Origin of the sequence: Reichenbachiella sp. (assembly GCF_039944555.1) — a bacterium.
Lineage (GTDB): Bacteria > Bacteroidota > Bacteroidia > Cytophagales > Cyclobacteriaceae > Reichenbachiella.
Genome location: NZ_JBDUYN010000006.1, coordinates 778187 through 791705, shown reverse-complemented (window position 1 = coordinate 791705; position 13519 = coordinate 778187). Strand labels below are relative to the sequence as shown.

Sequence of the window (13519 nt, the reverse complement as noted above, 5' to 3'; positions counted from 1 at the left end):
CTGATGAAGAAACTCCTGTATCTGGTTAACAAAGCATATGTCATAAATGGAAACGCTATTTGGATCACCGATTATAGCAGTGAACCTGGTGAAACTGCTGACTATCTTGTTGAGTGAATTTCTCGAAACGGACCCAAATGGGGGCCAGATGTTGCCGTTATCGTCATTGCTGAAGCAAAATGTCTTAAGGACGACACTTTCTACTATGTGAGGTTGGATAATCAAAACATTGAGCGAACATACTAACTCAAACGCTGGAAATCTTTATAATTTTATTGGGTGGTCTGGTGAAGGGTAAAACTGAAAGCCAGCTCTAATTATTAACCCTCGAGATGGACCTGATGAACAACAATCCCCTGAGAAAGTGCACAATTGCATTTGCTCTGATTTTTCTTTCTTCATGCATTGAGCGCTTTGAGTTTGAAAGCGAAGGTGAGCCTCCGGTGGTTATTGTAGAAGGTTTCATATCAGACATATCATCTGACGACTATTTGGACTTGTTTGGTGAGCCACGGTTATTTTTTGTGAAGCTAAAGTACGCCGGTGCTGTAAAGAACTTCATCGATGAAGAAATTTCGGGAGCAGAGGTAGTACTCAGTAACGATCAAAATGAGCATTGGGATTATACAGAGGATGTAAATCAGCCTGGAGTTTATTATTTGTACTATCCGATGTTCAAAAGCGAACCAAATTTGAAGTATAAAGTCAATATTAAGCTTGAAAATGGTGAAGAATACGAGTCGAACTATGATCAAATGCCGAATGAGGATTATCGTGGTGAAATCAATGTAGAAGAAACTTCAAAATTTGAAAAGGTCTCGGCAAGTCAAGATTTTGTAATCAAAAGCTTCAAAGGTTTAGATGTCAATATACAATTACCAGTTGCATCTGGTGATGCTTTCAACTATTTTAGATGGGATTTCCATACTACCTGGATGGTCGTCGCTGAGCTAATTCCTAGAAGCCATCCGTTCGGTGTGTGCTGGATGAGCGAAACGTACTATCTGGATGAGAACAAATTGGCTAAACAAAAAGGTACACCCCCAAATATCAATTTATTTTTCCTCAAGACCTCAGGAAATCAAAGCACCAAATTTGGGCTTTCCGCCAGGATAAGACAGCAGGGAATTTCACGCGAACATCACCAATTTTGGGCCGATGTTCACAATCAGGAAGCCCAGGCTGATTTATTTGCGCCTCCGCCTTACAATATTTATTCAAACATAAATTCTGCTAACCCTGAAAAACAAGCGTATGGTTTTTTTGGAGTAGTGAATGAAGAATATTATACCTGGTATTTTGATAAAAGGGCCCTATCATATGTCCCATTATATATTGAAGAGTGCTTTGTCGTATTTCCTACTGAACCGGCTGAATGGTGTCGCAATTGCCTGGGATATGACGGTATAAATAAGGGCGCTGAAATCACTAACATCAAACCCGATTGGTGGACTTTTTAATGAATGTCCCTCACTGTCAGAGAATTCAGCTGGTGGAGAGATTCTTAATTTAGGATAATCATCTAGCACCGAGACAGATATTTGACAAAGGCTTTGACGTACATTCCTCTGCCGAATGACAGCTAAGCATACTAAGTATCTTCTCCCATTTCAAAATCAGTTATATTAGTTCTAGTAACTCCAAAAATGACCCATGAAGAAATTATTTTCTACAATCCCGATGGCTTGTGTTTGCTTTATTATGCTAAACTGCCAATCCGAGGCTACTCAAAAAAGCGGTCAATTGACCATCGAGTCAGAGTACCAGGACCTGGTAGAGCTTTTCAAAGAATGGCGGGCTTTCGAAACACCACCCATGCGAGAAGGTGCTCCGGATTATACAGCTGCCACTTTTGAAAAGCGTTGGCCAGAATTCAAACTATTACAAGAAAGATTACAGGCCATGGATACCACCGGCTGGTATGTTGAAGAAAGGGTCGACTGGTTCATTGCCTGGGCCGAAATGAATGGATATGATTTCAATCATCGCATTTTAAAGCCATGGGCTAGAGATCCGGCATTTTACTTTTCGATATGGAACGCACGCAGCGATGTGCCTGCCCATGAAGGCCCGACGCATCATCGGACCACTGAGGTTTGGACTTACACTTTTCCGCTGAGTCCGGAGGAACGAAGTCTTTTTTTGGGTGACCTCAAGGTTATCCCTCCGTTGAACAGCCAAGCCAAACTAAACCTGACAGGAAATGCCAAAGAACTATGGTTGGCTGGTATTGGTGTGATTCAATACCAGAGCATGCTACTGGAAGACCTTCTGGATAAAGAAGGGATAAAGGAGGATGCCGAATTGACCAGTACCATTCAGGTGGCCATTAAATCAACAGATGAACTAGTCACCTGGCTGAATTCCGAGGCAAATTCGAAAACAGGACCATCTGGCATAGGCAAAGAAAACTATACCTGGTATCTCCAAAATGTGCACCTCGTTCCGTTGACCTGGGAAGACGAAGTCATGCTTCTCAAGAGAGAGTTAGCTCGTGCATGGTCTTCACTAAAATTGGAAGAGCACAGAAATCGTAGCTTGCCACAACTAACTGATGCAGACTCACCCGAAAGCTTTGATCGACTGGCTGATGCCGGTGCAAAAAGTCTGATGCGCTTTTTGGAAGAGCAAGACATTGTTACAGTTAAGGATTACTTCGAGCCGGCTTTGAGAGAGCATTTGGGCGAATATGTACCCAAAGAGAAACGTAATTTCTTTGTGATCGGAGAGCATTATGACCCAAGGCCACTTTACTCTCATTTCTACCACTGGTTTGAATTGGCCCGAATGGATACAGAATCACACACCAGCGAAATCCGAAAGGGACCTTTATTATACAACATCTTCGATTCTAGAAACGAAGGTACGGCTACGGCTGTTGAGGAGATGTTTATGCAAGCCGGACTGTACGACGATGCGCCCAGAGTGAAAGAGATTGTCTACATTATGATTGCGCAGCGAGCAGCCAGGGGCCTAGGGTCCCTTTACGCGCATGCAAACGAACTGACCATGGAGGAAGCAGGAATGGTTCATTCAGAATATACCCCTCGCGGTTGGATGAAAACGGAAAAGGAACTGTTACTATTTGAACAGCATCTATATCTACGTCAACCAGGATATGGAACCAGCTACATAACGGGTAAGTATCTTCTTGAGAATGCCATGGCAGACTTTGCGAAGATGAAAGAATCAGACGCTAATCCATTTAAAGTCAAAGACTTTTTTGATCAGCTAAATAGCATTGGGAATATTCCAATTGCCCTTGGTCACTGGCAAATGACCGGAAATAATGAACCGATAAGGAATCTGAATAAATATTAATGACCACGCCTGAAATCAATAGAGCTTCAATCGACGATTTGGAAACCATCCATCTTTTAGGTAGGCGAACATTTTTGGAAGCTTTTGCCAAAGACAATAAAGAAGAGGATATTCATCAATATGTGAATGAGGCATTTGGGAAAGAACAGTTGACAAAAGAACTTACAAACCCTGAGTCTGAATTTTATTTGACTAGTTTGGACGATCAATCCATCGGTTATTTGAAGGTCAATTATGGTCAGGCACAAACAGAAAAGCATGATTTACATGCAGTAGAAATAGAAAGAATTTATGTATCTGAGGCCTACTATGGAAAAAGTGTAGGGAAATTCTTATTCAAAAAGGCCTTCGAAATAGCACAATCCAGAAAAGCCAGTTATATCTGGTTAGGTGTCTGGGAGAAAAACCTTAGGGCCATTCAATTCTATTACAAACATGGCTTTATTGCTTTTGGTAAACATAGTTTCCTGCTTGGAAAAGACTTGCAAACAGATATATTGATGCAGTTGGAAGTGACACCATCGTCATCTATTGCTAAACCAATAAAAAATGAAAAACGCGATCAAACCTAACAGAAGAATATTCCTTAAAGGTTCTGCTATACTGACTGCAGGATTGGCGAGTGCACCGATTATGAGTTGGGCTGAGGAACCTTTACAGCAACAGGACGGCCTGTATTTGGTAGGTCCACAAAAGGGCTACTCACCGCATGTAGGAGCATTACTCTCTACTATGACGGTCATGCGTACCTGGGTGATAGATACAGTTAAAGACTTGACTGTTGAGCAGTTGGACTTTCAAATTGATGATCAATCGAATTCTATAGGTGCCATGCTCATGCATCTAGCCGCTACGGAAAGGTACTATCAGCTGAACACCTTTGAAGAAATGGAATGGGGATCCTGGAGCGACGAGATCAAAAAAGAGTGGGATGTGCCTATGACGTTGGGTAAAGAAGCGAAGGAACAGATTTTGGGAAATAGAATCGACTATTACCTCGATCAGTTGGAAAAAGTAAGAGAAGTAACGAAACAGGAGTTTGCCAAAAGGGACGACGAGTGGATCATGAAATCAGAGCCATTTTTTGGCAATCAACCCACCAATAACTACTGCAAATGGTTCCACGTTTGTGAGCACGAATCAAACCACAGAGGACAGATGAAGTTTGTGATCAAAAGACTACCTGCTTGACAAATTGAAATTCAAATCAACTAAGCCAATGCAAGTTTGCCGCCATGACAAGGTTTAGTTGTGCACTCTAATTCCTGGTCATACTCGACCTTGAATCATATTGAACCGTATTGAACAGGATTTTCCGCTGTTTTTTCTCATGCAATCACATCTTTACGACAAGGTCAAAAACTAAAAGTAAAATGATACGATTTGCAACAGCATTAGTGCTTGGGTTGTTTTTTACATCAACGGCAGTAGCACAAGAAATTATCCCAATTGACACTTCTCACTGGAAGGTCCAGGCCAGGTCTTACCTTCTTGAGAATTACAAAGGCAAGCAGGCTATATATCTTCAGGGAGGGTCGATAAAGCTCAAGGATTCCAAATTTTTGAATGGAACCATAGAATTCGATATTTATCTCAAAAAAGAACAAGCATTCCCAGGCGTAGTTTTCAGGGCAGTTGGTGGAGATACAGAACAATTTTTTCTCAGACCTCACCTATCAGGAAAGCCAGATGCCAATCAGGCAGCGCCAGCCGTAAAGGGAATTACACCCTGGCAACTCTACTTTGGTTCAAGATACTCTTTTCCTTATGAGTACAAGTATGACGATTGGACACACGTAAAAGTGGTGGTCAACAATAATCAGGCGCAGGTATACATGGATTATGCCGAAATACCGAATTTGTCATGGGAGCTTACGAACCCTGTTCGCGAAGGAGAGTTGTTTCTTCGTGGAGGTGGCGCATCAGGCATGCATCTGGCAGATGTTATGGTTGATGAAAACAACTTCGAAATGGTTGATTTTAAGCCAATAGAGAGGAAGCCAATAGAAGGTCTGATACCTGAATGGGAAATTTCAGACATGTTCGAGGCCAAACTTTTGGAAAATCCAAACAATGTGAGTGCTGTGATTGAAGCCAGGACATGGGGCAGAAAGGTTCAGGTAGAAGAAGGTACAGCGGCCAATATATCAAGAGTGCAAACTTTGTATAATGGTAAGCCTGGTGAGACTGTCTTTGCCAAAGTAACCATACGGTCGGATAGAGATCAAATCAAATTGCTAGAGTTTGGCTATAGCGATCGTGTAATAGCTATTCTAAATGAGAAACTGATATACAAAGGCATGAACATGTGGCGTTCCAGGGATTATCGCTATTTAGGCACCGTCGGTCTGTTTGATGCTATCTATTTAGATCTTAAAAAGGGAGATAACACTTTATTAATGGCGGTATCTGAGAGTTTTGGCGGGTGGCTTATCACGGGTAAAATACAGGATAACCAAGGAATCAAAATGAAGTAACATTATGAAAAAAGTTGTTTTAATGACCCTTATGCTGTCAATAGGCAGTTTATTGGTAAACGCTCAGGACGTCCAGAATTCGAGAAGAATAAGTCAGTCAACGAGCATTGCCAGAACAGTTGGTACTACAGAAATAACCATAGTGTACCACAGTCCGACGGCACAGGGGCGTAAGATTTTCGGCGGAATTGTACCTTTTGATTTTGTGGTTGACGGAAAAGAATATGCATGGAGAGCGGGATCCAATCAGCGTACTACAATAGAATTTCAACATGATGTCAAAATCAATGGACAGAAAATCTCGGCGGGAAAATATGGCTTAGTCGTTTTAGTAAATGAACTTGAATGGACTTTTGTGTTTTCCAGCAATACTTCCTGGGGAGCCTTTCAATATACACCTGAAAATGATGTATTGAGAGTGCCAGTTGAGACTGAGAAAAAACCGCATCAGGAATGGCTGTCTTATAGGTTTGTGGATCCTCAAATAGAGGCGGCAAATATTGAATTAAGGTGGGCAGATACGAGTGCCAAATTTACCGTTGAGGTGGATGTCACGTCCAACATCATTTCCGATCTGAACAAAAACGAAAGCAAGTCAACCAGTGATTTTCGTATTCTAGCCATAGAAAACTTAAGGAAAGACCCAGAGGCTGTTGAAATGGCATTAGACTATCTGGATAGTGCTATGGCGAAAATTGATTCTGTGGAGGAACGGTTGCAGCCTTATGAGAAATTTTCGACAAACATTTTGAAGGCCGATCTGCTCATTCAAAAAGGAGAAGTCAGGGAAGGAGAGAACCTCAAGAAGCTGACTATTGAAAATTCCCAGGGCTTCGCCATGTATTATTATGGGTTAAATACCCTAATAGTAAAAGGAGACAAGAAGGAAGCTTATCGACTTCTTTCTAATAATATCAAATCCAATCCAGACCAGTGGCAGGGATATTTGTCCATGGGAGAATACTATCTAAAGGACGGCAATCAGAAAAAAGTGGTGGAGAACTTCAAAAAATCCTTCGAACTGGCTCCTGATAACTGGAAAAATTATGCCCGATATCTATACCTTCAAAATAAATTGGTTTTGGAGCGAATGTAGTTGCTGTCAGGGAGTGTTGGCTATTATTCAAAAAAATCTCAAAAAACATTTGTTTCTAACGTAACGTCATACTCTACATTTGAAAAAAATTGTTGAGTAATGACTAAATATTCTGTTAAGGAGCTGTCTGAATTGGCTAAAGTCAGTGTAAGAACTTTACACTACTACGATCAGATAGATCTGTTAAAACCTTCTTTCAGGAGCGGCAAGGGCTATCGATTTTATGAACGTAAGCAGCTGCTCATGCTTCAGCAAATCCTATTCTATAAAGAATTAGGCTTTTCGCTGCAGGATATCCATTCAGTCATCAGCGATCCCACCTTTGATTTGATCGATGCCCTTGAATCCCACAAAAAGGAATTGCTCAAACAATCGCGGAATTTGCAACAACTCATGCACACCGTTAAAAAAACATTGAGTGAATTAAAAAACAAAAAAATGATGAAAGACAGCGAAATTTATCAAGGCTTTACAGCCAATGAAGTGAATTCCATGAGACAGGAGGTCACTGATCGATGGGGAGCAGAACAACTCAAGGAAACAGAAGACCGGATTCGGGCCATGGGCAAGGCAGGCTGGGAAGATACACAGCAAAAAGGTGAAGAAATTAACCAGCTTTTGGCTGACTTGATGGATTTGTCTCCTGAGGATCTGAACGTACAGGAAGCGATTACACTTCACTATCGACACATGAATCTTTTCTATGAGGTTTCTAAAGAGAGGTATCTCGGCTTGGGAAACATGTACGTAGAAGATGAGCGTTTCCGTGCTTACTATGAAAAATATCGTACAGGGCTTGCTCATTTTATCAAACAAGCCATCGAAATCTATTGTGAAAAAAGTCTATAAAATTGAAGCATGAAACAATTTCTTATTTTGTTCTATGGCAGTAAAACGGACCTTAGACTAACCGGGGAGGAAAAGCTTGAAAACTACAAGACCTGGGGTGCATACCTCTCCAGATTTAGTGATGATGCGAATTTTATAGGCGGAAGTCCAATAGATTCAGAAGCCCGTCTACTTACATCGAATAAACTTGAGCATATGAATCAAACCGACAAAGTATTGAAAGGTTATATGGTTTTGGCAGCGTCTGATGAGAGTGAATTATTTATTCAACTCAGAGATAATCCCTTGTTGATAAGAAGAGATTCAAAAATACAAATACATGAATTGAATCCACAAGCTCAAATTTAACATTGTCAAAAAAGTAAATACGATATTTTTTGCTTGAATAAGCTTAATAGTAACTATTACTTTGTCCGCTCAATGGTAAACTGCACCAGCTGTTCCAAAGATTGACGGGCAGGTGAATCAGGAAAGGTTTTGAGCATATTGATAGCATCACCGTGGTATTGATTCATCACATCTGTGGCGTAAGCGAGTCCTTGCTTCTCTTTGACAAAGTCAATCACCTCGTTTACCTTTTTGGTGTTCTCACTATGCTTTTTGATGATGCGTTTGATGTCTTTTTTGTCCGAATTAGTGGCTTGATTGAGTGCATAAATCAGCGGTAAAGTCATTTTCTTTTCTCGAATGTCAATTCCCAAAGGTTTGCCAATCTCCTGGGTGCCGTAGTCAAATAGGTCATCTTTGATCTGAAAGGCCATGCCCACTTTTTCGCCAAATTCTCCCATCGTTTGAACAGTGATCGGATCCGCTCCGGTTGAGGCCGCACCTACTGCACAACACGCCTTGATCAGACTGGCCGTTTTTTGTCTGATCACCTCATAGTATATCTCCTCGGTGATGTCTAGTTTCTTGGCCTTTTCCATCTGGAGCAGCTCTCCCTCGCTCATTTCCCGGATGGCTTCTGATACCAATTTCAGCAAATCAAAATCTTCGTTATCAATGGATAGCAGCATACCCCTGGAGAGAAGAAAGTCACCGACCAGAACCGCAATTTTGTTTTTCCACAAGGCATTGACTGAAAAGAAGCCCCTCCGATAAGTTGAGTCATCGACGACATCGTCATGAACAAGAGTAGCCGTATGCAAAAGTTCTATCAATGATGCTCCGCGGTAGGAAGCTTCGGTCACTTGACCGGTAGTAGCAGCACTTAAAAAGACAAATAACGGGCGCATTTGTTTTCCTTTTCGCTTAACGATGTAAGCCATGATTTTATCCAGTAGCATCACGTTGCTTTTCATTGACTGTCTGAACTTTTTTTCAAATTCAGCCATTTCATTAGCTACTGGAGATTGGATGTCTTTTATTCTGAGCGTCATTATTTGGGCGCAAATTAATACAATGAGGGATTAGACAGAAAATAAATGCAAGGTTCTTGTCAATTATTTCAATAATGAGTTCAGGATGCTGATATTTGATTTTATGCCGACCAAAGTTTATGATTAAAAAAGAAATAATACTTCATTCAAAACACAATCAAAGGCCGTTCAGTGCGGATTTTAGATTTATGGCCAACGGACAATCGAAACCAGTTATCTTATTTATTCATGGTTTCAAGGGTTTCAAGGATGCCATGCATTTTAATGCAATGGCTGATCAAATCGCCGAAGCTGGTTTTGTTTATGTGAAAATGAATTTATCCCATAATGGAGTGACCCCGGATTATCCACTGGACTTTGTAGACCTGGAGGCCTTTGCCAACAATAACTTTACTATTGAATTGGATGATATAGAGGTGATGATTGATCATATCAGTAATGATATGTTGGCTATTGCCAAAAAGGAAGTGGATACTTCTGCGATTTATTTGATCGGTCATAGCAGAGGAGGAGCAGTAGCTGTATTAAAGGCATGCGAAGATTCCAGAGTGCGCAGACTGGTAACTTGGGCAGCCGTGCCAGATCTTGAGGCATTTTGGTCGGATAGCTTTGTGGAAACATGGAAAGAGAAAGGTGTGCAATACATCAAAAATGCCCGCACCATGCAGGAAATGCCAATGAACTACCAAATTGTCGAAGACTTTGAAAACAACTCCGCACGATTTACAATTGGCAGCCAGTTGACCAAATTTAAAATACCATTTTTGGCTATTCACGGAACCGAAGATGAAACGGTCCCAGTCGAATCCCTATTGATGTTCAAAAGCTTTTATCCGGATGTAATCAGGAAGAAAATTGAAGGTGGCGGCCATACCTTTGGAGGGAAACATCCCTGGACCGAAACCGTTCTGCCTGAACATTCTGAACAATTGGTGAAAGAGACAATTTCATTTCTGAAGGCCCACTGATGCAGCCGATTCTCTTAAAATGTTATTTGGGCCAGAGTGGCGATTCTAAAAATATGTTGGTACTTTATGACAAGGTACTCGTAGTTATTTTTAAGGACAAACGAACTGATTTTGCGCTCAGCAATATCAAGGGACTTACGATCAATCGTAAGAAATTGATCATACCGTTGGTAATTGGAGGAATCGGTACCTGCTTTTCCTGGTTAGCACTTTCGTTGGGTTGGTACCACTATCAGACCAACTTGCTATTGGTATTCCTCTTTTTTGGATGGATGTATTATGGTTTTTTGGGAAAGGATGGATTGGAATTGATGGAAGGCAAACATCATCATGTTTATCTGATAAAAGCCAATCAATTTGTGCTCAATACTTTTCTGAAGTTTGTGAAGGAGAGAATGTTCATGTCTCCCGTGTTACCAGAGTCCCTAAGTTTTCACCTGGCTACAAAGAAGGATTGGGAGTCTCAGGACCAAAGCACGCTTTATGCGCATGCATCACTTGAAAGTGAGGGCTTTATTCATACATCTTACTTTTCAGAGCTTAAAACATCTTACGAGCGGTATTTCAGCCCGACCGACGAACTGGTTCTTATAGGAATTGATCTTAGCAAGGTGGAAGCAGAAGTGGATATGGCGCAGGTGAGCTCGCGCAATGCAGTTTTCCCTCATATACATGGAAAGTTGAATAAGTCTGCGATTGTGTTTCTACGTCCCGTTCGAACGTCTACAGACCTCGATCTTAAAACTATTAACTAACTTTGTCGTAATATTACGATTATGGGATTATCTAAGACTGAAAAATTCACTGCACATCAAAATGAATTGGCCGTAATGTCGAAAGCGCTAGGGCATCCAGCCAGGATAGCGATATTGGATTATTTACTAAAAGCCAATAGTTGTATTTGTGGGGACATTGTCGGAGAGCTAGGGCTGGCTCAGGCTACGGTTTCTCAGCATCTCAAGGAGTTAAAAAACCTAGGTATCATTAAAGGAAACATCGAAGGTACCAGTACTTGCTATTGTATCGATGAAGTGAAATGGGAAGCCATCTCCACGACTTTCTCTAAATTTTTTGCACAGCGGGCGGCATGCGCAGATGGCTGTTGTTGAATCAGTCTTCTGTCGGCAACTTATCTTCGAGTAGTTCGAGGGCAGCGTGAGCTTTGTTGTCGATTCCTGCCTTGTAAGAGTGTTTCTTATAGGACATTGCCTTTTCGTAGTAGAACTCGGCCTTTTTATAATCCTTTCTGAATTCGTAGATATATCCGGTATACAAACAGGCTGATGGAGCAAAGTACCAATTCTCTTTTCCTGCCTTTTTTATGGCGTTCAGATAATTAAAAATGGCATCCTGGTCTCTTTCCATTTTGTCGTAAAGACGTCCATACCTGTAGAAGTACTCAGATTCTTCCTTTTTATCAGCTAATGAACCTTGTTGGATATCATTCAAGGCTTTATCAGCCAGTTCAAAATATCCACCGTCAGTGGCCAGACGGGCCTTCATCAACAACGAATTTGGATAATGGTCTTCATCCAAAATGCTCTTCGCGTTCCTATCTGCCGATGCGAAAGTATCTCCGGATTCTTTGGCTTTATTCCAATGGATTTCTGCCATTTTTTCGTTGCCTTCGAGCCAATAGCTTAAGAATATTTTGAACCAGGTGTCCTTGACGTAATTCTTGCCTTTGTGCTGATTGAGAAATTTAGATAAATGATACCTAGCTAAAGGGTATTGTTGCTTTTGCATATATACATCACCGAGTTTGTAGTAAACATTTACGATTTGGTGATAGTCCTCACTGGCAAAAAGCAGTTTACGTAAATTCGGTAGTGCCTGCTCACTCTTCGCATACTTGATCAGCGCAGTGTTGTATAGATAGTTTACAACTAAATTATCCTTGTGGTCTTCGCGAAGCTCATCCAAGAGCTCAAGAGTCTGCTGTTCTTTATTTAGAATGTTGATGGCAATCAGCGATTTGATCAAACCCGTTTCTAACCAATAAGGATTATCGGGCTGAATTCTATTTAACTCATCCCAGCCTAAAATGGAATTGCCTTTGATTCCGAATAACCGTAGAATCCAATGATAGCTTTCTGGAACCACGGCGAATAATACGTGCAAAGAACCGTACGATTTGTAATTAGCTTCAAAATCTGGGTGCTTCTCTATATTTCTCTCAGTATAGTTATAGGCTGTTTTTAGTGATAGTCCAGCTTTCATGTCCTCATCAAACATGATTTTAATGATCGCCCACTGTATTTTGATTTCAGCATTGTAAAATCTTCTATGCGGATCGTTTTCATCCATCTCTCTGAGGCCGTCTAGGTTGTCCTCTTCACTGTCTTCATATTTTTTATAAAGCGCAGGGTCTTCAGTGATTAAAATCTCGATCACATCGGCCAGACTTTTTACGTAATGATAGTGGCCTAGCTGTGCCTGGTTAGGTATTACCTGGTTTAACTTAGCTCTTCCGGATTCTAGTTTGAGTTTGAGTACATCGTGATAAGCGGCGTATATTTCCGGATGATCTTTGATGCTTTGAGCACTGGTTAGTCCAAATTGAAACAAAGCGAATAACAAAAAAAGGTGAGACATGCCCACCTTTATATTCACTATATGTTTTTGAATTGCCTTCAATTCATTCCTATTTTTTTGGAGCGGCCTTTCTTCTTGTTCTTGTTGGCTTTTTCTCCTCTTCAATTACTTCCTCTACGTCTGCCAATACTCTACCACAATGTTCGCAAACGATCAATTTCTTCTTCTCTCTGATTTCAGCTTGCTTCTGTGGAGGAACAATATTAAAACAGCCCCCACAAGCATCTCTTTTCACAGGTACAACGGCCAATCCGTTTCGGACATTGCCTCTGATTTTGTTATAGGACAAGAGCAAACGCTCTTCTATAATTTTGGAAGCCTTCTCTCTACCTTTCAGTAACTTATCTTCTTCGTCTTTGCTTTCGGTGGTAATGTTGTCCAATTCACCTTTTTTGCTGTCAAGATCTTTCTTTCTTTCTTCCAGAGCATTCTTGGTGTCTGCTATCTCTTCATTTTTAGATTCAATGTTAGCATAAGCTTCTTTGATTCTTTTTTCGAGAATCTGAATCTCTAATTGTTGAAGTTCTACTTCCTTTGTGATCGCATCATATTCCCTGTTATTTCTAACATTCATCTGCTGCTCTTCATACTTTTGGATCAACTTCTCCGAATCCTTGATAGCGGTCTTATTGTTGGAAATTCCCAACTCCAACTCTTCGATTTGGCTATTGTGATTGTTTACTCTGGTCTCATATCCCGCGATCTCATCCTCGAGATCCATCACTTCCTCAGGTAAAGCCCCTCTGACTTTTATTAGTTCATCTAATTGCGAATCTATTGACTGTAATTTTGTTAGAGCTTCGAGCTTTTGCGCTACCGTACTTTCCATGTATT

Annotated in this window: 14 protein-coding genes; 11 read left to right on the top strand and 3 right to left on the bottom strand. The window is 40.9% G+C overall.

All coding sequences use genetic code 11. The features are described 5' to 3' along the window. Positions 1-341 precede the first annotated feature (341 nt). From ABJD64_RS07920 to ABJD64_RS07885, 8 genes are all read left to right on the top strand, one after another. Complete coding sequence (locus ABJD64_RS07920; RefSeq protein ID WP_348180227.1) at positions 342-1460, top strand: DUF4249 family protein; 1119 nt, start codon at positions 342-344, stop codon at positions 1458-1460. A gap of 193 nt (positions 1461-1653) precedes the next feature. Continuing rightward, positions 1654-3321: a hypothetical protein gene (locus ABJD64_RS07915; RefSeq protein WP_348180225.1), complete on the top strand. Its 1668-nt coding sequence runs from the start codon at positions 1654-1656 to the stop codon at positions 3319-3321. After that, entirely contained in the window at positions 3321-3893 is a 573-nt protein-coding gene (locus ABJD64_RS07910) for a GNAT family N-acetyltransferase (protein ID WP_348180223.1), read from the top strand. The genes ABJD64_RS07915 and ABJD64_RS07910 overlap by 1 nt, the downstream gene beginning before the upstream one ends. Continuing rightward, complete coding sequence (locus ABJD64_RS07905) at positions 3871-4512, top strand: DinB family protein (RefSeq protein WP_348180221.1); 642 nt, start codon at positions 3871-3873, stop codon at positions 4510-4512. Before ABJD64_RS07910 ends, ABJD64_RS07905 begins: the two co-directional genes overlap by 23 nt. A gap of 182 nt (positions 4513-4694) precedes the next feature. Then, on the top strand, positions 4695-5798 hold the full coding sequence (locus tag ABJD64_RS07900) for a hypothetical protein (protein WP_348180219.1): 1104 nt from the start codon (positions 4695-4697) through the stop codon (positions 5796-5798). A 4-nt stretch (positions 5799-5802) separates the two neighbouring features. Beyond that, positions 5803-6894 (top strand): DUF2911 domain-containing protein, encoded by a 1092-nt coding sequence (locus tag ABJD64_RS07895; protein WP_348180218.1) that lies wholly within the window; start codon positions 5803-5805, stop codon positions 6892-6894. Positions 6895-6993: 99 nt separating this feature from the next. Further along, entirely contained in the window at positions 6994-7743 is a 750-nt protein-coding gene (locus tag ABJD64_RS07890; protein ID WP_348180216.1) for a MerR family transcriptional regulator, read from the top strand. 9 nt (positions 7744-7752) lie between these two features. After that, positions 7753-8091 carry a hypothetical protein gene (locus ABJD64_RS07885; RefSeq protein WP_348180214.1) on the top strand — a complete coding sequence of 113 codons (339 nt, stop codon included), beginning with the start codon at positions 7753-7755 and terminating at the stop codon, positions 8089-8091. A gap of 56 nt (positions 8092-8147) precedes the next feature. Here the strand turns inward: ABJD64_RS07885 and ABJD64_RS07880 are convergent, their stop codons facing one another. Continuing rightward, a complete protein-coding gene (locus ABJD64_RS07880; RefSeq protein WP_348180212.1) occupies positions 8148-9122 on the bottom strand; it encodes a polyprenyl synthetase family protein in 975 nt (324 codons plus the stop codon). Between the two features lie 119 nt (positions 9123-9241). Here ABJD64_RS07880 and ABJD64_RS07875 point away from each other — a divergent pair, with 119 nt between their 5' ends. Genes ABJD64_RS07875 through ABJD64_RS07865 form a run of 3 tightly spaced genes read left to right on the top strand, consistent with a single transcriptional unit; the run spans position 9242 to position 11199 of the window. Continuing rightward, the gene (locus ABJD64_RS07875) at positions 9242-10090 is read left to right on the top strand and encodes an alpha/beta hydrolase (RefSeq protein WP_348180211.1); all 849 of its coding nucleotides are present in this window, start codon (positions 9242-9244) and stop codon (positions 10088-10090) included. A gap of 53 nt (positions 10091-10143) precedes the next feature. Beyond that, entirely contained in the window at positions 10144-10845 is a 702-nt protein-coding gene (locus tag ABJD64_RS07870; RefSeq protein ID WP_348180209.1) for a DUF952 domain-containing protein, read from the top strand. A gap of 21 nt (positions 10846-10866) precedes the next feature. Then, on the top strand, positions 10867-11199 hold the full coding sequence (locus ABJD64_RS07865; protein WP_348180208.1) for a metalloregulator ArsR/SmtB family transcription factor: 333 nt from the start codon (positions 10867-10869) through the stop codon (positions 11197-11199). Between the two features lies 1 nt (position 11200). Here ABJD64_RS07865 and ABJD64_RS07860 read toward each other — a convergent pair whose 3' ends face one another. Both ABJD64_RS07860 and ABJD64_RS07855 read right to left on the bottom strand, forming a co-directional pair. After that, entirely contained in the window at positions 11201-12703 is a 1503-nt protein-coding gene (locus ABJD64_RS07860; RefSeq protein WP_348180206.1) for a hypothetical protein, read from the bottom strand. A 31-nt stretch (positions 12704-12734) separates the two neighbouring features. Continuing rightward, positions 12735-13514 (bottom strand): C4-type zinc ribbon domain-containing protein, encoded by a 780-nt coding sequence (locus ABJD64_RS07855; protein WP_348180205.1) that lies wholly within the window; start codon positions 13512-13514, stop codon positions 12735-12737. Positions 13515-13519: the final 5 nt, after the last annotated feature.